Source organism: Pseudooceanicola sp. NS-SX9 (assembly GCF_057380705.1).
In genome coordinates this window covers 155,015-174,677 of the sequence record NZ_JBXXRN010000005.1, presented here as the reverse complement: position 1 = coordinate 174,677, position 19,663 = coordinate 155,015, and the positions used below count along the sequence as shown (strand labels likewise).

The following is a 19,663-nucleotide window of genomic DNA, read 5'->3' as shown; positions in this document are numbered from 1 at the left end:
TCAGGGAAGTTGGATGTAGAAGGCGTGCCAGGACAGCTGCTGGATCGCCACCGGCAGCAGGATGCAGCCCAGGGCGCACCAGATCAGGTGGCGGCGCTGGCCGGCCAGGATCATGCCGGCAAAGCTGGCCAGCGCCCCGGCCACGATGAAGCCCGCATAGGTCAGCAAGGCCAGGCTGATGCCGGCCCAGGCGCACCAGGCCAGCGCCTCCAGCAGCAGGCGTGGCCCGGCGTGGGGGGCGCGGCGCAGCGCCCAGCGGCGGTTCTTCAGCATCAGCGCCAGGCCAAACAGGCCGATGATGCCGGCGGTCATGTTGGGGAAGAAGCGCGGCGACATCTGGTCGTTATGGGCGGGCATCTCGACCTGGGCGGGGATCAGCCAGACCAGCAGCGCCAGCGATGCTGCCAGCGCCACCAGCCCGATCAGGAAGTCGAGGCGCCCGCTGGCGCCTCCGGTGTCTTGGTGAGCCGCGTTCATTTCGAGGTGGTCTCGTAGACCTTCTGCAGGCTGGCGTTCAGCTCTTGCAGATGCTGGGCCAGCAGGTCACCGGTTTCATCCGCCGCCGGGAAGCCAAGCTTGTCCTTCAGCAGGCTGGTGAAGGCATCGGATTTGGCGGCGGTCTGCGCCGCAGTGGTCAGCTTGGCGCGGATGTCGGCGGGCAGGCCGGTGGGGGCCCAGATGGTGGCGCCGCCCGGCATGGACACGCCGTATTTCTGCTGGATCGTGGGCACGTCGGGGGTGGTGTCCAGCGGCTGGGCGGTCATTGCCAGCAGCACGTTCATCTGGTCCAGGTAGCGGATGTGCGACCCGCCCGACCAGGCAAAGTTCACCTTGTTGCCCAAGAGCATCGGCACCATTTCCCCGCCGCCCTTGGTGGGCACGGCGACCCAGTCCAGGCCTTCCTGGCGGGCGATGTAATCGACGAAGGCGCGCGAGATGGAATTCTGATCAGCATAGGCCAGCTTGCCCGATTTCGACGCCGCGATCAGGTCATCGAAGGTCTTGATGCCCGAGTCCTTGGACGCCACCAGCGCCATCTGCAGATCGGCGATCTTGATGATCGGATCGAAGCTGGCCAGCGAATAATCGACCTTTTCCGCGATCGGCGACCACAGGATGGTGCTGTCGGGGGAAAACAGCAGCGTATAGCCATCGGCCCTGGCCTTGGCGGCCGCGGTGGTGCCGATCTTGCCGCCGGCGCCGGGCTGGGTCTTGACCAGCACCTTGCCATGCAGCGCCTTGCCCAGTTCGTCGGCAAAGACCCGGCCCATGGTTTCGATGGAACCACCGGCTTCGTAGGGGACGATCAGGGTGATCGGCTTGGTCGGATAACCGGCGGCCAGCGCCGCCCCCGGCAGCGCCAGTGCGGCCAGCACGGAAGCTGTCTTGAAAAGCTTCGAAAGCATGGGAACTCCTGTTGGTCTGTCGTTACTATGTAGTTTCATCGACCGCAGTTCCGGGCCGGGGCAAGTCCTACCGCGATGATCCCGCATGATTCAGGCAATTTTTAAGGTGAATCGCAATGGCGCGCCCATTTTTTCATCAAAACAATAGAGTATTGAGGGCAACAAGGGCAAAATTCATAGAAAACCCGGTGAATCGGCACAAATGGCTTTCAATTACTATATTGTTTTGAGAGGGCTTCAGGCAATTGTTCAAGGAGCCCCCCATGACCATCCCGCGCGATGTCCCCCCCGAGCTGATCGGCGAATCCCGCCTGCAGACAATTCCCGGCACCGATCCCGCCCTGTTCGGCACCGCGGTGATGGACGGCCCCGCCCATGTCGAGGTGCGCAGCTACCAGAGCTTCCGCATCACCTATACCACCGGCAAGCTGGGCCTGGACGATACCGGGGCGATCCGGGTGGCATTGCGGCTGATCTCGGATGCGGGGGCGCTGCAGACCAGCGATCCGACGGCGCCGAACTATGTCACCGCGCGTTCCTCGGGCGAGGGGCAATTGATGCTGAAATACGACCGCAACGGCGGCCAGAGGCCCTGGAACGAGACGCTGACGATCTACCAGCGCGGCGGCTACCTGCGGCCCGGCGAAACCATCGAGATCACCCTGGGCGATACCTCGCAGGGGTCGCCGGGGCTGCTGATGTCGACCTTCTTCGAGGGCGCGCGGGTGTTCCGGGTGCTGGCGGATGTGCAGGCCACCGGCAATTTCATCCCGCTGCCCGACACGCGGCTGGAATTCACCGTGGGCGCCGGGCCGCTGCACCGCTACTTTGCGGTGCTGCCGACGCGGCGCGCGCCGGGCCAGCCCTTCGTGCTGGGGCTGAAGGCCGAAGACCTTTGGGGCAACCCGACCGACCAGGGGCCGACGCGGTTCCGTGTGGCGGCCTCGGTGCCGGTGGCGGGCCTGCCCGAGGTGATCGACTTTGCCCCCGAAAGCGGGGCCCTGCGGCTGGAGGGGCTGAGCGTGGCGCAAGAAGGCACGCTGAGCCTGACGCTGACCTCTGATCAGGGGCATGTGGTGCAGGCCGGGCCGCTGCAGATCCGCGCCGGGCGCGGGCATTACTGGGGCGATCTGCATGGCCAGACCGGCGAAACCGTCGGCACCAACTCGATCGAGCATTACTTCGACTTTGCCCGCAACAAGTCCTTCCTGGATGTGACCTCGCATCAGGCGAACGATTTCCAGATCAAACCCGCCTTCTGGGACAAGCTGAACCGGCTGACGGCGCAGGTGAACGAACCCGGCGTCTTCACCGTGCTGCCGGGCTATGAATGGTCGGGCAACACCGCCGTGGGCGGCGATCACAACGTGTTCTTCCGCGACGAGGGCGCGCAGATCTACCGCTGTTCCCATGCCCTAGTGGAAGAGCATGACGATCTGGATGCCGATGCCCATACGCTGACGGATCTTTATGCCAGGCTGCATGCCGAACCGGTGGATGCGGTGATGTATGCCCATGTCGGCGGGCGCTACGCCAACATCTTCTATGATCACGATCCCCGCCTGGAGGCGGCGGTGGAACTGCACTCCGCCTGGGGCAGCTTCGAATGGGTGCTGACGGATGGCTTCCCGATCCGGCGCCGCGTCGGGGTGGTGGCGAATTCCGATGGCCACAAGGGCCGGCCCGGCGCCTCCTATCCGGGCGCGTCCTTCTTTGGCGCCTATGGCGGGCTGACCTGCTTCCTGATGGAAGAAAACACCCGCGACAACGTGTTCGAGGCAATCCGCCGCCGCCATACCTACGCCACCTCCGGCCCGCGGGTTGCCATCGACATCCATGCCGACCTGCCCGAGGGCGGCACGCTGTATCACCGCAACCCCCTGGCCGAACCCGATTGCCCCCGCGAAACCGTGACCCGCTGCAGCTTTGGCGACATCGTGCGGGTCAATGGCGATCACGCGCAGATTTCGGTATCCGTCGCAGCGCCCGTGGGCATCGAAAGCATCGAGCTGCGCTCGGCCAGTGATGTCGTCACGCTGTGGCGGGGCTATGACGAGGCCGATCTGGGCCGCCGGCTGCGGCTGATGTGGTCGGGGGCGGAATATCGCGGGCGGGGCCGCAACACGCGCTGGCAGGGCCGGGTGCAGGTGGCGGGTGGCAGGATCGCGCAATTCGCCCCGGTCAACCTGCTGAACCCGGAACAGCCGCTGCGCCAGGTCGGATCCGACAGCGCGATCTTCAACACCATCACCACCGGCAACCGGATGGGCTGCGACCTGTGGCTGGAGGGCAGCGCACCCGAGGTCCTTCTGGTCTGCAACCATGGCGATCTGCGCCTTTCGCCGCTGGGCATGGGCATCGAACCCGTGGTGCTGGAGGCCGGTGGCCTGGCTCGCCGTCTGTTGGCCACCCGCCTGCCCGATGCGCCGCTGCCGCGTGCGGCCGCATTCCAGGCCCAGGTCGCGATTGCCGAAACCGGCGATACGCCGGTCTGGCTTTGCGTGAACCTGGAGGATGGCAACCAGGCCTGGACCTCTCCGATGTACCTGTTCCGCGACTGATCCCAGGGGGGCGGGCGCTGCGGCCCCGCCCCGATCCCGCCCGATGATGACCCCAGTTGCCGTTTCCGCCGCCCGCCGGGCGCTGCGCTATGCCCGTGCCCGCTTTCGCCGGGACGAGCTGTGGATTTCCGCGGTCGCCGCCCTGCTGGGCGTGGCCTGCGGGATCAGCGTCGCGGGGTTCGACTGGCTGGTGAAGCATCTGCAGCTCGTGCTGTTCGGCCTTGGGCTGACGGAAATCAGCGGCGCGCCGGCGATCCCGCTGTCGCGGCTCTGGGTGCCGGTGGCGGGGGGCGCGGCGGTGGGGCTGACGCTGTGGATCGGCCAGCGGCTGGGGCGGCGCTTGCAACAGGTCGATCCGATCGAGGCCAATGCCCTGACCGGCGGGCGCATCCCGCTGCCCGGTGCGCTGTGGATCATGCTGCAGACGCTGCTGTCGCATGGCTGCGGCGCCTCTGTCGGCATGGAGGGGGCGCATACCCAGATCTGTTCCGCCCTGGGATCGAAGGCGGGCCTTCTGGCCTCGGGGCGGCGCAACGACATGCGCCTGCTGGTGGCCTGCGGAGCGGGAGCCTCGATTGCGGCGCTGTTCCAGTCGCCGGTGGCGGGGGCCTTCTATGCCTTTGAACTGGTGATCGCTGCCTATTCCATCGCCAATCTGGGGCCGGTGGTGATCGCGGCGCTGGCGGCGGCGGGCACGCGGGCGCTGCTGTATCCCGCACCGCTGCGCTTTGATGTGCCGGCGTTGGCGCTGTCGGTGCAGGGGCTGGCGGCGATGCTGCTGATCCTGCTGCTGACAACGGCGCTGGCCATCGTGGTGATGCGCAGCTGCACCCGGGTCGAGGGGCTGGTCGCGCGCGCATTGCCGCGCTGGCTGGCACCGGTGCTGGGGGGCACGGCGCTGGCGGTGCTGGCACTGGCCAGCCCGGCGGCGCTGTCGTCGGGACGTTCGGCGCTGCAGGGGCTGTTCGCGGTCGATACCGCCTGGGTGCTGCTGATGGGCCTGCTGGTGCTGAAGGCGGGGGCGGTGGTGCTGTCGATCGGCACGGGGTTTCGGGGCGGGCTGTCCTTTGCCTCGCTGTTTCTGGGGATGCTCTGCGGCAAGCTGATCTTTGCGGTGCTGGCGGTGCTGGGATGGACGCCGCTGCCGACGCAGATCTGCGAGGTCCTGGGCATGACCGTCTCGGCGACGGCGATCATCGGTGCGCCGCTCGCCATGGCCTTTCTGGTGGCCTTCGCCAGCGGCCGGCTGGACATGGTGATCCCGCTGGTCTGCATCGCGGCACTGGCCAGCCTGCTGGTGCGTCGTGTCTTCGGCTATTCCTTCGCCACCTGGCGGTTCCATCTGCGCGGGGATCCGATCCGCTCGGCTGCGGACCTGGGCTGGATGACCCAGCTGAAAGTCGGAGAGATGATGCGCCGAGACAGCACTCCGGTGCTCTATGATACCGATCTTGACCAGTTCCGGCGCCGCTTTCCACCGGGGTCGCGCTACCGCGTGGTGGTCACCGATCACGACGGCATCTACCTTGGCGCACTTTCCATCCCCGAGCTGCACAACCCGGCCTCGGACGGCAAGGACATGGCCGATCTGTTGCGCCATGCACAGGATTTCCTGACCCCGGAGATGACGGCGGCCGAGGCACTGCGCCGTTTCGGCCGCAGCGGCACGGATGCGCTGGCGGTGATCGATCCAGCGACGCACAAGGCCCTGGGCGTGCTGATGGAACCCTATGTGCTGCGCCGCGTGGCGGCGCTGGCGGATCAGCGCATGCGCTCTCTCGTCGGCTTGCGCCGCTAGGGCGCCCATAGTCCCGCCCGAGCTGGAACAGGCGGTGGTGACCGCCGCAGCCATCACCGGCGATGGTGATCCCGCGCCACTGGCACGGCAATGGCAGTGCTGTGCGCCGCGGACGACCGGCTGGGGCCGTCATCGGCGTGCCGTTCGGGGCCCTGGATCTGGCGGCCCTGATGCACCGATGCGGCGCAATCCGCCCCCGAGGGGGCGGTCCTGCCGGGGCGTCATTGCCAAAAGGCGGCTCTGGTCGCTGCTGCAATCGGATCCGGCCCCTGCCGCGCCCGCGCGATACGGGCCATCCGCCGACAAGGTCCCGCAGACCAAGGCCTGCGCCCGGTGGCGGGCCCTCATGTCACAGATGCGCGGCCTCCAGTGCGGTGGCGGTGCGCCGGGCGATCTCGGCCGCGGCGGCGGATTTCACCGGGCCATAGCCGCGGACCTCCAGCACCAGCCGGGCGATCTGGGCAGCCGCGTCGCGGTTGGTGGCGCTCAGGCCCTGGCACAGGCGTTCCAGCAGGGCGCTGTAGTCGCGGATCATCTGCCGCTCCATCCGGCGCTCGGCGGTATGGCCAAACGGGTCGAACATCGTGCCGCGCAGCCGCTTCATCCGCGCCAGCCCCCTCAGCCCGCCCTGCATCCAGGGCCCGAAGCTGCGCTTGAGGGGCCGCCCGCGGCTGTCAGTGCCGCGGGTCAGAAGCGGCGGGGCAAGGTGGTGGCGGATGGTGAATTCCCCTTCGAAGCGCTGCTTCAGCCCCTCGTAAAAGCCGGTCTGGCTGTGCAGCCGCGCGACCTCGTATTCATCCTTGTAGGACATCACCTTGAACAGCCCTTGCAGGGCGGCCTCGGTCAGGGCGCCGGTGCCGCCGGTGGCCAGGACCTCGGCCTTGCGGACGCGCTCCAGCGTCTCGGTGTAGCGCCGGGCCCAGGCGGCATCCTGGTAGTCGCGCAGGAAGGCGGCGCGGCGGGCGATCTTCTCGTCCAGGCTCTGGACCGGGCTGACCGGCAGGTTGGCGGTGCGTTCGACCGCCGCGCGGTCATGGATGACGATCCGGCCCCAGGTGAAGGCGGCCTTGTTGCGTTCGGGCCGGACGCCGTTCAGCTCGATCGCGCGCATCAGCGCTGCGTGGCTCAGCGGGACCAGCCCAGCCTGCCAGGCGGCGCCCAAGATCATCACATTGGCATAGACGCTGTCGCCCAGAAGCGCCTCGGACAGGCGGTTGGCATCAAGCGTGCGCAGCGCATTGCCGTTGACGGCCTTGCGGATCGCCCCCAGCCGTTCGGCGGCATGCAGGTCGGCGTCGCGGTCCTGCACCAGATCGCCGGTGGGCATGACGGCCGTGTTGACCACCGCCCGCGTCACCCCGGGTCGATAGGTAACCGAAGCCTTGGGCGAGGTGCTGACCACCAGGTCGCAGCCGATCAGCGCATCGGCCGATCCGGGTTCGATGCGCGTCTGGTGCAGATCGGCATCGCTGCGGGCCAGACGCAGATAGCTCAGGACCGGGCCGAACTTTTGCGAAAAGCCCATGAAGTCCAGCACCGACGTGCCCTTGTCCTCGAGGTTGGCGGCCATGGCGATCAGCTGGCCGACGGTGACGACACCGGTGCCGCCGACGCCGGTCACCAGGATGTCCCAGGGGGTCGCCAGATCCGGCAGCAGAGGGTCGGTCAGGGCGGCGGCCAGCTGCTGCAGGGCCCGGGGGTCGGCCTGGCTGTCAGGCGCGCGCAGCCGGCCGCCCTCGATGGTCACGAAGCTGGGGCAGAAGCCGTTAAGGCAGGTGAAATCCTTGTTGCAGGTGTTCAGGTTGACCTGCCGCTTGCGGCCGAACTCGGTCTCCAGCGGTTCCACGCTGAGGCAGTTCGATTCCACCGAACAGTCGCCGCAGCCCTCGCAGACCAGCGGATTGATGACCGCGAAGGTCTTCGGATCCTCCAGCTGGCCGCGCTTGCGCAGGCGGCGTTTCTCGGTGGCGCAGGTCTGCTGGTAGATCAGCACGGTGGTGCCGGGGATCTCGCGCAGCTGGCGCTGGATCTGGTCCATCTGGCTGCGCGGATGGCATTCGACACCCGCCGGGAAGCCGGCGCTGTGCAATGCCTCGGGGTGGTCCGAGACGACGACCACCTTGCGCGCGCCCTCGGCCAGCACCGAACGCGCGATCCCCACAACCGAGATCGGCCCGTCGACATGCTGGCCGCCGGTCATCGCGACGGCCTCGTTGAAGAGGATCTTGTAGGTGATGTTGGTGCCTGCGGCGATCGCCTGGCGGATCGCCAGCGAGCCGGAGTGGTAATAGGTCCCGTCGCCCAGGTTCTGGAACACGTGCCGGCCACCGTTGAACCGCGAGCGCGAGACCCAGTTGACCCCCTCTCCGCCCATCTGGATCAGCGAGGTGGTGTTGCGGTTCATCCAGCTGGCCATGACATGGCAGCCGATGCCGGCCATCGCCTGGGACCCCTCGGGCACCTTGGTCGAGGTGTTGTGCGGGCAGCCCGAGCAGAAATAGGGCGTCCGGGTGGCGCCCTCGACCAGGATCGGCACCGGGTCGGGCAGCACCCGTTCGGCGGTCTCGACCATTCCCGGGTCGATGCGGTTGCGCTGCAGCCGGGCGGCGATGTGGCGGGCCAGCATCACCGGGCCCAGTTCCTGGGTCCAGGGGATCAGCCGGGCACCGGTCTCATCGCGCTTGCCGACCATGCGGCGCGGTTTGCGGCCGGGGAAATCGTAGAAATATTCCTTCAGCTGGCTTTCGATCAGGCCGCGCTTTTCCTCGACGACCAGCAGTTCTTCCTTGCCCTGGGCAAAGGCCAGCGCGCCTTCGTGTTCCAGCGGCCAGACCATGCCGACCTTGTAGATGTCGATGCCCAGTTCGGCGGCGCGCGGCCGGTCGATGCCCAGCAGCCGCAGCGCTTCCAGCACGTCCAGATGCGACTTGCCGGTGGTGACGATGCCAAAGCGGGCATCGGCATGGCCCCATTCGGCACGGTCGATCGGGTTGGCGCGGGCAAAGGCCAGCACGGCGGCCTTCTTGTATTCCAGCCGCGCCTCGATCTGCGGCCCGGGCAGGTCTGGCCAGCGATAGTGCAGACCGTCTTCGGGCGGGGTGAAATCGGGCGGGGTGACAAAGCGGCGGTCCTTGGGCAGGTCGAAGGCCATGCCGGATTCCACCGTGGCCGAGATCGCCTTGAAGCCCACCCACATCCCCGAGAACCGCGACAGCGCATAGCCCCATTCGGCGAAGGGCAGGAATTCCGCCACGTTGGCGGGATGCAGGACCGGCATGAAGAAGGCCATGAAGGCAACGTCGGACTGGTGCGACATCGAGGACGAGACACAGCCATGGTCATCGCCCGCGACCACCAGCACCCCGCCATGGGGCGAGGCGCCATAGGCATTGCCATGCTTGAGCGCATCGCCCGCCCGGTCCACCCCGGGCCCCTTGCCGTACCACAGGCCGAACACGGCATCGCAGGTCCGGTGGGGATCGGTTTCGACCTGCTGGGTGCCGATAAGCTGGGTTGCCGCCAGTTCCTCGTTCAGGGCGGGCAGGACATCGACGCCGGCGTCCTCTAGCAGCTGCCGGTTGTGGCTGGCCTCCAGGTCGATCCCCGCCACCGGAGAGCCCCGGTAGCCGGTGATGAAGCCACGTGTGTGCAGCCCTGCTGCATGGTCGCGCCGCGCCTGGTCCAGCGTCATGCGCACGATGGCCTGGGTGCCGGTCAGAAACACCCGACCCGAGCGGCGCGTGTAGCGGTCCAGCAGTTCATAGTCCATGTGGATCGGCATCTGGTCGTTCATGGGTCCTCCCCCCCTGAAGCGCCACAAGGATGTGGACAATACCCGATCCCCCGATGCTAACTCGCATAGGTTGAAAGGCGATTCCTAAACACATCAGATCAGAGGGGGGTCTGATGGGTTTCCATCAATGGGGGCGGGATGATGAAACCAGAGTTCACAATTGGCGTATTGGAGTCTCGCATCCTGGAGGCGCTGCAGCGCGATGCCTCGGTCAGCATGGCCGATCTGGCCGAGCAGGCGCGCAGTTCGACCGCCACCTGCTGGCGGCGGATCCGCGACATGGAGGAGGCCGGGGTGATCGGCGCGCCGGTGCGCATTGTCGATCCGGCGCGGGTCGGGCGGGGCATGGATGCCTTTTGCCAGGTGCGCATGAAGGCGCAGAATGCCGGGGCGCGGGTGATGTTCCAAAAGGCCATGGAGGCCGAACCCGCGATCGTCGAGGTCTATTCGATCTCGGGCGACTGGGATTACCTGCTACATCTGGTGGTGCGCGACATCGCCGATCTGGAGGAGATCCTGATGAACCGCGTGCACGAGCTGGATTGCGTGGCCAGCGCCTCGACGCTGTTCGTGCTGCGGCGGGTCAAGCATACCACTGCGATCCCGCTTTAGCGCGGGCTGCAATACGCCGGGGACCGCCGGTTCGACGCGGCGCGTCATCTTTCGGGCGCGCGCGGCGCGCTGATGAACAGCGGTGCATCGGGGCGGACGAAGGCGCGCCTGCCCTGCGGAGCGGATCCCTTCGCGATCCGTTTCGTTCTGCGCGGCGACAGCTCCGTCTTGGTGATGCCCTGTCGCGTCGAAACGGCGGGGACCGGTGCTTTGGCCGCCATGTCGGGCGTCGGCAGGGGCGGGTGCGACGGGGGGCGGGCCCCCATCTGCCCAAAATCGAAGCGCCAAGGCCGGGGCTGGGGCCTGGCCGGCGCAGCGCCAGCCCGGCCCGGCGTCTGCCACCGGGCATATCCCAGCCAGGGACCTACGGCACAAGCATCTGTGATCACATGGGAAAGAAGGCATGCTGCGGGAGACACAGCCGCCTTCCGCCGACCTGTCCGGGGCTGCATAGCAGTGTTCAATGCATCAGATTGGCCATTTCTATTCGACAGCTTTCCCCCGCCGCGGCCAGTCTGGGGACAGGGATGATGCCCTGCCGGGCGCCCCCGTTCCGGCTCCAGATGACCGCGCCACATCCGCTGGCGTTTCCCGCAACGGCCTTCGTCAACGGCCACCCATCGGAAGGTCCGAGAATGCTTTCTACGACCGCGTTGCAACGCGGCGCGCTTGCTGCTGCCTGCGCGCTTGCCCTGTCCACGACCGCTGCCATCGCCCAGGATACGCCGGTGACCGGCGGCCGCCTTGATCTGATCGTGCAGCCCGAACCGCCGGGGCTGATGGTGGGGGTGATCTCGAACGGTCCCAGCCTGATGGTGGGCGGCTCGATCTACGAGGGTCTGCTGCGCTACAATGACCGGCTCGAACCGCAGCCCTCGCTGGCACAAAGCTGGGAGGTCTCGGCGGACGGGCTGAGCTATACTTTCCATCTGCAGCCCGGGGTGATGTTCTCGGACGGGGTGGCCATGACCGCCCATGACGTGGTCTTCACCATGACCGACTTCCTGATGCAGACCAAGCCCAAGTGGCGCGCCATCATGGCCTATGTCGACAGTGTCACCGCACCCGATGATGCCACTGTCGTGTTCCGCATGAAAAGGCCCTACGGGCCCTTCATCCGCTCGCTCAGCTACAATGTGGCACCGATCGTTCCGGCGCATCTGTACGAGGGCAAGGGGGATTATGCTGCGAACCCTGCCAATGACACCCCCATCGGCACCGGGCCCTTCCTGCTGAAGACATGGCAGAAGGGCTCGTATATCGAGCTTGACCGGAATCCGCATTACTGGAAGGCGGGCCATCCCTATCTGGACCAGGTGATCTACCACGTGATCCCCGATGCCGCCGCGCGTGCGACGGCCTTCGAGGGGCGGACCGTCTCGGTGCTGCCGGGGGGCTCGGTCGAGAATTTCGACATCCCGCGCCTGGCCAAGGAAAAGAACGTCTGCACCACCGAGAAGGGCTGGGAATACAACGCCCCCCTGTCCTGGCTGTGGCTGAACAACCGCACCGCCCCGATGGACAACGTCAAGTTCCGGCAGGCCATCATGTATGCGCTGAACCGGCCGATGATGCTGAAGGTGCTGTGGAACGGCTATGGCAAGGTGGCGACCGGTCCGATCACCTCGACCATCCCGTTCTATGACGACGTGGCCCCCCGGTACGACTACGACCCCAAGAAGGCGAAGGCCCTGCTGAAGGAAATGGGCTATAAGGGCGACAAGCCGCTGCGGCTGCTGCGCCTGCCCTATGGCGAGACCTGGCAACGCTGGGCCGAGGTGGTCAAGCAGAACCTTGCCGCCGTCGGCATCCCGGTCGAGATCGAATCCACCGATGTGGCGGGCTGGAACCAGAAGACCTCGCAATGGGATTACGACATCGCCTTCACCTATCTTTATGAAAACGGCGACCCGGCGATCGGGGTGGCGCGCAACTACATCTCCAGCCAGATCACCAAGGGCAACCCTTTCGCCAACGTCGAGGGCTATTCCAATCCCAAGATCGACGCGCTGTTCGATCAGGCGGCCGTTGCGGCCACCGATGCCGAACGTCAGGCGCTTTATACGCAGATCCAGACCATTCTGCAGACCGATGTCCCGGTGGCCTGGCTGCAGGAGCTGAGCTTTCCCACGATCTACGATTGCCGCGTGCAGGACCTGGTGGTGACGGCGAACGGCATCGGCAACTCCCTGGGCGATACCTGGATCCGGGAATGAGCGGCACGGGATCGGGCGGCGGCGTCGTCCGATCCCGGTGCCGAGACAGGGCGACAGGGGGCAGGGCGACAGGGGGGCACGAAAGGCGCCCTGCGCAGGATTGATCCGGCGGCAGGCCCGGGTGCGGCAGGATGCGGCCCGCCGGTCTGGCCTGGGGGGGGCGGGCGTGGCGTGGCCCGGAGCTGCGCAAGGCGCAGCCCGCGTGTGGCCAGACGGGCGATGACATTGCCCGTGCCCCAGGCCCCGCCCGGCAAACGGTTTCGATACGCCATGGGCCGCGCGTTCCTGTCATGCCCTGCCGGACCGGCAGAGCGCGCGTGACACCATCCCATAATGCATCGGCGCGCGGTCGCGGGCAGGTCCGCTCTGGCGCGGGTCTGCGGTGGGTGCCGGATCAGCCGCCGTAGGTGCGGTCCTCGGCGGGCACGGCGGCCAGCACATCGAGGAACGCCCCCTTCACGGCCCGTTCCAGCGGCGTCAGCACCGCGTCGGTCGCGGTCACCAGGTTCACCTCGGTCATGGCCTGCCCCTCGTAGGGGGGCAGTTGCCACAGCAGGCCATCGGAACAGTCGCGTCGTGCGATATGCACCGGCATCGGCCCGATACCGAGACCGGCAATGATCATCCGCCGGATTTCCTCGAGGTTGCGCGAGCGCCCGGCCACCTCATGGCGCAGCCCGGCGCGGAACCGCAGGCTGGCGACATCCAGAAAGGCCTTGTCGGTGCGGTCGGTCAGCAGCCCGACCGAAACCTCGTCGCGCAGATCCTCCAGCGTCAGACCCTCGCGCCCGAAAAGACGGTGCCGCGGGCCGCAATACAGCGCGTAATGCTGGCGGTAGAAGAACGTGTAATCCAGCATCGGGTCGCGCTCCGACACCAGGCCCACGGCCATGGCCGCCTGCCGCGAGGCGACATGTTCCAGCGCGACGCGGCTGGAGACGACATCCAGGAACAGGCTGGCCTCGGGGTGGCGGGCGGCGAAGAGGGCAATGGCCTCGTCGAACAGATCGCTGACCACGTGACTGGCCAGGGCGATGCGGGCCTCTCCGCGGATCACGTCGTCGGCGGCGTCAAGGCGCGCCTGCAGCCGCTCGACCGAGCCCTGGATCTCCAGCGCGTCAGCCAGCAGGACGCGGCCGGCCTCGGTCAGGCTGTAGCTTTGCGGGCTGCGCTCGATCAGGCGCCGGCCGACCTGTTCCTCCAACCGGCGCAGGTTCACCGATACGGTGGGCTGCGTCAGGTTCAGCCGGTGCGCCGCCTCGGTGATCGAGCTGGATTGCGCGATGGTCACGAAGCTGCGCAGCAGGTTCCAGTCGAGATGTCGCGACACCTTGCGCTCTTCGGACATGGGTTTTTTCCGCTCCTCAAGCAGGGCGCGCCACAGCGCGCCCTTCTGCTGAGGGCCGAGCATTCGTATGCCCGGGCGCGGTGTCAAGGGCGGCCATCCGCGACGCTGGCGGGGGTGGCACCGGTCGGGCCGATGCCATAGGCCACCTCGCGTCCGCCGTGGCGGGCGACAAGGGCGGCCTGGTCGGCCTTGGCCCGCCGGTCGGTTGCCTCGGGGTCGCAGATGCGCCGCAACTCGGCCTCCATCGCGGCCAGGACTGCGGCAAGGGCGGGCTCGGCTGCAAGGTTCACCGCCTCGTCCGGGTCCTGCGACAGGTCGAACAGTTCCGGCGGGTAGCCGACATAGAAATGGTATTTCCAGCGCCCCTTGCGGATCATGTACCCTGCGGTTTCCGCGCCCACCGCATGGTACTGGGAAAACACCACCCGCTCCGGCTGCGGCGCGGCTTCGATGATGTCGAACAGCGAGCGGCCGGGCAGGGTGGGGTCGGCAAGGCCGAAATGCTGCAGGAAGGTCGGCGCCAGATCGAGCAGGGAAACCGGCGTGGTGCACAGGCCCGGGACCTCTGCCGGACGGGCGACGATCAGCGGCACCTCGGTCGCTTCGCGGTACAGATGCGACTTGCCCCAGCGGCCGCGCTTGCCCAGGTCCTCGCCATGGTCCGAGCTGTAGATGACCGTCGTGGTCTCTGCCAGCCCGGTCTCTTCCAGCACGTCCAGCAGCCGGCCCACCTGGTCATCCAGAAAGCTGCACAGCCCGAAATAGGCCGAGATCGCCCGCCGGCGCAGCGCGTCATCGGTGCCGAACTCTCCGTCCGTGTCGAAGAAACGTTCCATCGTCTCGACCCAGGGGTGCCGTGTATAGCCGTCGCGGGGCATCAGATCGGGCAGGGGCATGTCGTCCTCGGGGTACATGTCCATGTACTTTTGCGGCACCACCAGCGGGAAATGCGGTGCGACAAAGCCGGTCTGCAGGAAGAACGGCTGTCCGCTGGCCGCCAGCGCACGCAGCCGGGCCTCGGCGGCTTCGGTGACGGCCTCGTCGAAGATGTTGTAGGAGGAATGGCCGGCGCCGATATAGTCGAACAGCACCACGTCCTCGCGCCGGGGCGGCATCGGATCGCGGACCGACCCCCAGAGCATCCCGATCCCGTCCTTGACATGCATCGGCACCTGCTGGGCGGTAAAGCCGGTGGGATCGGTCGCATTGCGAAAGTGCAGCTTGCCGATCGACAGGACCGGCAGCCCGGTTTCGGCCAGCGCATGGGCCCATCCGGTCGGCGTCCCGGTATAGGGCATGGCATTGTCCCAGCAGCCGGTGTCGTGCACGTGGCGGCCGGTCTGCACCGAGGCCCGCGCGGGCACGCAGATCGGACAGGGGGTATAGGCGGCGGTCATCCGCTGCCCCCGCGCTGCCAGCCGGTCGAGGTTCGGCGTCTTCACATAGGGATGCCCGGCGCAGGACAGCGCGTCGGCCTGATGCTGATCGGAAAAGATGAAGAGGAGGTTCTGGGCCATCGGATTGCCGGAGGTTGGGAGAGACCGCCCTATCCTGCGCCGCCGTCCCCGGTGGGGTCCAATGGCGATACCCTATGATCTTCATCGGCTTTCTCTATGCCGGCCCGGGGGCCTGAGGGGCGCGTCCGGCCCTGAGCCGAAGGCGCCCGCCACCGGCGGGGCTCAGTGCGGCTGCGACACGTGCCGGGCGGCTGCGGCATTGGCGCGGGCCACGGCGGCGGGCATCCCCTCGCCTGCCAGGAACGCGCCGATGAGCGCGCCGATGAACGTGTCGCCCGCGCCATGGGTGCTGGTGACCTGCACCGGGATGGCGGGCTCTGCGGCCAGCTGGCCGTGTTCGGAAAAGGCCACGCCGTCCCCGCCTGCAGTGACGATCACCGCCGGAAAGTCCTGGCCCAGGGCCTGGGCTGCGGCCCGCGCCGCATCAAGGTCGCGCACCGCGATCCCGCTCAGGGCTTCGGCCTCGAGGGCATTTACCACCAGGACATCGATCAGCGCCGCGAAGGCCGCCGAGAGCGGCCGCACCGGGGCCGCGTTCAGGCAGACCCGCAGGCCCCTCCGGCGCGCCTGGGTCGCAGCGGCGAGGTTGGTGGCCTCGGGCACCTCGCTTTGCAGCACCAGCCAGTCGGCATCGTGCCACAGCGCGTCTTCCGCCAGCCGGTCCAGGGGGATCGCCAGATTCGCCCCCGAAACGATAACCGCGCCGTAGTCGCGGCTGGCATCCATAATCGCGACGCTCATCCCGGATGCAGTGCCCGCCAGCGTCGCCACATGGCGGTCGCAGACGCCGCCGGCCGTCAGCCCGGCGCGCAGGAACAGGCCGAAGCTGTCGTCGCCCACCGCCGAAACCATCCGGGCCATGCCCCCGGCCTGTGCCACCGCCACGGCCTGGTTGCCGCCCTTGCCGCCGAATTTCGGGAACCAGTGGTCGCCCGTCACGGTCTCTCCGGCGGTGGGGCGGTGCGGGGCGGCGACCATGATGTCGTAATGCAGGCTGCCGACGATCACCGCCGCTCTGGAATGCTGTTCGCTCACTTTCGGTTTCTCTTTTTCGCAACGGACTGGATCGTCTTCTCGAGGTTGCGTTCGGCGACCTCCAGGTCGCGCTGCGCGACGGCGACAAAAACCGCGTCCATGATGTTGAGCTGGGCCACCCGGGCGGCGGCGTTCTCGCCCAGCAACGGCGAACCCTGCGCGGTCGAGCACAGAACGACGTCGCTGACCTCGGCCAGGGGGGTGTCGGTGTAATTGGTCAGGCAGATCGTGCGGGCGCCGTTCTGACGTGCCAGCCGGGCGGCCTCGATCAGGTCGGTGGTGGCGCCGGAATGGCTGAAACAGACCACCACGTCGTCGGGCCCCAGCAGCGAGGCCGACATAAGCATCATGTGCGCATCGTCCGCGACAGTGCAGCGGATGCCGATCCTGAGGAACTTGTGCGCCACGTCGCGGGCGATCTGGGCCGATCCGCCCAGGCCGTAAAAGTCGCGCTGCCTGGCACCGTGCAACAGGTCTGCCGCCCGGTCGAAGGCCGCGATGTCGATGATCGACATAGTTTCCTGCAAGGCCTGGATGGCCGTGTGAAAGACTTTCTGGATGATATCCTCGGAGCGGTCGTCCGGAGAAATCTCTCGGTGCAGGGCGGCGACGTCGGAGGTGTTGTAACGGGCGACGGCGGTGCGAAAGTCGCGATAACCGTTGAAGCCCAGCTTCTTGGCGATCTTGACGATCATCGCATCCGAAACCCCGGCATCCTCGGCGATGTCGCGCAGGGCGGTGGCCTCGCTGAAATCGGCGCGGCCGGTGATGGTGTCCACGACCCGCACTTCCAGGGGGGTCAGAAGCGGCAGCTTCATCCGGATCTGGGCACCAACGGTGCGCGGGTCTATGGGGGTCATCATTCACGTCCTCTGGTAGCGCGGTCGATCAGCATCGCGACGATGATGATGATACCGGTTGCCAGCAGTTGATAGAATGCCTGAACGTTCATCAGCGTCAGACCGTTACGCAACGAGCCCAGGATGATCGCCCCAAGGATCGTGCCGACGACGGACCCCTTGCCCCCCATCAGCGAAGCCCCCCCGATGGCCGCTGCAGCGATGGCGTCCAGCTCCCACAGGTTGCCCAGCGTCGGATCGGCGGCCCCCAGGCGCCCCATCAGGATCAGGGCCGCAACCGATGCCAGCCCGCCCGACAGGACATAGACGGTGATCTTGGTGCGTGCCACGGGCACGCCGGCGATCCGGGCTGCCTCGGGGTTGCCGCCGATGGCCAGGATGTATTCCCCCAGCGGGCTGCGTTTCAGCACGACCCACAGCAGCAGCGTGATCACCGCGACCAGGACCACAGGCACCGGGACAGGGCCAATGGTGCCGTTGATGATGGCGCGGAAATCGGGCGAGATGCCGAAGATCGGATTGCCGCCCGTGAAAATCAGCGCCAGTGCCCGGTACAGCGACAGCCCGCCCAGCGTCACGATGAAGGGCTGCAGCCCGGCGTAGGCGATCAGCAGGCCGTTGCACAGGCCGCAGAACATCCCCGTCGCAAGGGCGCCCAGCAGCGCCACCGGCATCGGCAGGCCGGCCACCATCAGCATGGCGCCGATGATCGCCGAGACGGCGGCGGTGGGCCCCACCGACAGGTCGATCCCGCCCGAGATGATCACGAAGGTCATGCCCAGGGCGATGCAGGCATTCAGCGAGGATTGCTGCAGGATGTTCAGCAGGTTGGCCTGGCTCAGGAAATCCGGGGCCAGAAGGCCGAAGACAACGAAGATCAGCCCGAGGCCCAGCAGCGTGCCCATGTCGCGCAGGCTGATGCCGAGGCGGCGGGCGGAAACGTCAGTGGTCTTGGCGGCGGTGGTCGTGGTCATGCGGGATCTCCCGTGTGCGGCGCGGCGGCCTGGCCGGCGCGGCTCTGAGATTGCGGAATGGCGTGGGTGGCGATATGCGCCTCGGTCAGCGCGGAGCCGGTCAGCGTGGCGGCGATGCGGCCCTCGCGCATGACCAGAACGCGGTCCGAGACCCTCAGGATTTCGGACATTTCCGAGCTGACGACGATGATCGCCTTGCCGGCTGCGGCCAGCGTTTCGATCAGGTCGTAGATCTCGGATTTGGCGCCGATGTCGATGCCGCGCGTGGGTTCGTCGAACAGCAGGATCTGGGCATCGGCCGCCAGCCAGCGCCCGATGATCGCCTTTTGCTGATTGCCCCCCGAGAACTTGCCGATCGGCCGGGTCACGTCATGCGGCCGCAGGCGCATCCGGGTCATCAGCATATCGGCCTCCTGGCGCAGGGCCTTGCGCTGCAGCAGGCCGAAGCGGCTGAAACGCGACATGCAGGGCAGGGCGATGTTGGCCTCGATCGAGCGGTCGCGCACGATGCCGTCCTTCTTGCGCTCTTCCGGGACCAGGCCGATGCCGCAGGCGATGGCCTGGCGCGGCGAGCGGAAGCGGTGGCTGCCGCCGGCGACCTCGACAGTGCCGGTGGCGGGGCGCTCGACCCCGGCGATCAGCCGCAGCAATTCGGTCCGGCCGGATCCGACCAGGCCCGAGATCCCCAGCACCTCGCCGCGACACAGCGTAAAGGTGGCATCCGTGACCAGGCGCCCGTCGCCCAGGCCCTGCGCCCGCATCGCGATTTCGGCGGTGGCATGGCCGACATGGGCCTCGTGGACGATGTCGCGGCCGACCATGTGGGCGACAACCTGGGCCTCGGTGGTCCGTGCCATGTCCAGCGTGGTGATCCAGCGCCCGTCGCGCAGCACCGTGGCGCGCTGGCAGACGCGGAACACCTCGTCCATCTTGTGCGAGACATAGATGACCGAAACGCCACGTTCGGTCAGCCTGTCGATCAGCAGGACCAGGGATTCGAATTCGGCCGGGGTCAGGCTCGAGGTCGGCTCGTCCATGGCGATGATGCGGGCATCGTCCATCAGCGCCCGGGCGATCTCGACGATCTGCTGCTGGGCCACGCGCAATTCCCGGATGGGCCGGGCCGGGTCGATCGTGGGATCAAGGTCGCGCAGCACCTCCCGGGCCCGGGCCTCTTGCCGGCGGCGGTCGACGATCAGCCCGCCCACCTTCTTCAACGGCCGGCCCAGAAACATGTTCTGCGCCACGCTGAGGGCGGGGATGTGCTGCAGTTCCTGGTGGATCATCGCGATGCCGGCGGCACGCGCATCGGCCGGCCCGGCCGGAGAAATCAGGCGGCCGTCGACACGGATTTCGCCTTCATCGGCCCGCAGGACCGCCGAAAGGATGTTCAGCAGCGTCGATTTTCCGGCGCCGTTCTCGCCGAGCAGGCCGTGCACCTCTCCGGCACGAACCTCGAAGGTGACGTTATCGAGCGCGCGAATTCCGGGAAAGCTCTTCCGGATCCCCGAAACGCTCAGACGGGGGGGCTGGATCGTCATGG

The 19,663-nt window shown here is 67.4% G+C and carries 13 protein-coding genes; 4 read left to right on the top strand and 9 right to left on the bottom strand.

Annotation, left to right across the window (positions count from 1 at the left end):
- Nucleotides 1-477, bottom strand: a complete 477-nt coding sequence (locus AC2ITM_RS21790) for a tripartite tricarboxylate transporter TctB family protein (protein WP_486470304.1) — start codon at nucleotides 475-477, stop codon at nucleotides 1-3.
- Nucleotides 474-1,406, bottom strand: coding sequence for a tripartite tricarboxylate transporter substrate binding protein (locus tag AC2ITM_RS21785; RefSeq protein WP_486470303.1), 933 nt, complete (start codon nucleotides 1,404-1,406; stop codon nucleotides 474-476). Before AC2ITM_RS21785 ends, AC2ITM_RS21790 begins: the two co-directional genes overlap by 4 nt.
- Nucleotides 1,407-1,669: 263 nt before the next feature.
- Between AC2ITM_RS21785 and AC2ITM_RS21780 the strand changes: the two genes are divergently transcribed.
- Complete coding sequence (locus AC2ITM_RS21780) at nucleotides 1,670-3,967, top strand: DUF3604 domain-containing protein (protein ID WP_486470302.1); 2,298 nt, start codon at nucleotides 1,670-1,672, stop codon at nucleotides 3,965-3,967.
- Between the two features lie 43 nt (nucleotides 3,968-4,010).
- Nucleotides 4,011-5,765 carry a chloride channel protein gene (locus AC2ITM_RS21775; RefSeq protein WP_486470301.1) on the top strand — a complete coding sequence of 585 codons (1,755 nt, stop codon included), beginning with the start codon at nucleotides 4,011-4,013 and terminating at the stop codon, nucleotides 5,763-5,765.
- Between the two features lie 349 nt (nucleotides 5,766-6,114).
- Here the strand turns inward: AC2ITM_RS21775 and AC2ITM_RS21770 are convergent, their stop codons facing one another.
- Nucleotides 6,115-9,558, bottom strand: a complete 3,444-nt coding sequence (locus AC2ITM_RS21770) for an indolepyruvate ferredoxin oxidoreductase family protein (protein ID WP_486470300.1) — start codon at nucleotides 9,556-9,558, stop codon at nucleotides 6,115-6,117.
- Nucleotides 9,559-9,726: 168 nt separating this feature from the next.
- On the opposite strand from AC2ITM_RS21770, the gene AC2ITM_RS21765 reads away from it, so the two are divergent.
- A complete protein-coding gene (locus AC2ITM_RS21765; protein WP_486470299.1) occupies nucleotides 9,727-10,170 on the top strand; it encodes an Lrp/AsnC family transcriptional regulator in 444 nt (147 codons plus the stop codon).
- Between the two features lie 635 nt (nucleotides 10,171-10,805).
- Nucleotides 10,806-12,386 (top strand): ABC transporter substrate-binding protein, encoded by a 1,581-nt coding sequence (locus AC2ITM_RS21760; protein WP_486470298.1) that lies wholly within the window; start codon nucleotides 10,806-10,808, stop codon nucleotides 12,384-12,386.
- 394 nt (nucleotides 12,387-12,780) lie between these two features.
- On the opposite strand, the gene AC2ITM_RS21755 is transcribed toward AC2ITM_RS21760, so the two are convergent.
- From AC2ITM_RS21755 to AC2ITM_RS21730, 6 genes are all read right to left on the bottom strand, one after another.
- On the bottom strand, nucleotides 12,781-13,734 hold the full coding sequence (locus AC2ITM_RS21755) for a LysR family transcriptional regulator (protein ID WP_486470297.1): 954 nt from the start codon (nucleotides 13,732-13,734) through the stop codon (nucleotides 12,781-12,783).
- 83 nt (nucleotides 13,735-13,817) lie between these two features.
- The gene (locus AC2ITM_RS21750) at nucleotides 13,818-15,251 is read right to left on the bottom strand and encodes a sulfatase family protein (protein WP_486470296.1); all 1,434 of its coding nucleotides are present in this window, start codon (nucleotides 15,249-15,251) and stop codon (nucleotides 13,818-13,820) included.
- 162 nt (nucleotides 15,252-15,413) lie between these two features.
- On the bottom strand, nucleotides 15,414-16,229 hold the full coding sequence (locus AC2ITM_RS21745; RefSeq protein ID WP_486470450.1) for a PfkB family carbohydrate kinase: 816 nt from the start codon (nucleotides 16,227-16,229) through the stop codon (nucleotides 15,414-15,416).
- Nucleotides 16,230-16,282: 53 nt separating this feature from the next.
- A complete protein-coding gene (locus AC2ITM_RS21740; protein ID WP_486470295.1) occupies nucleotides 16,283-17,149 on the bottom strand; it encodes a MurR/RpiR family transcriptional regulator in 867 nt (288 codons plus the stop codon).
- A complete protein-coding gene (locus tag AC2ITM_RS21735; RefSeq protein ID WP_486470294.1) occupies nucleotides 17,146-18,120 on the bottom strand; it encodes an ABC transporter permease in 975 nt (324 codons plus the stop codon). Before AC2ITM_RS21735 ends, AC2ITM_RS21740 begins: the two co-directional genes overlap by 4 nt.
- Nucleotides 18,117-19,661, bottom strand: coding sequence for a sugar ABC transporter ATP-binding protein (locus AC2ITM_RS21730; RefSeq protein ID WP_486470293.1), 1,545 nt, complete (start codon nucleotides 19,659-19,661; stop codon nucleotides 18,117-18,119). Before AC2ITM_RS21730 ends, AC2ITM_RS21735 begins: the two co-directional genes overlap by 4 nt.
- Nucleotides 19,662-19,663 lie beyond the last annotated feature (2 nt).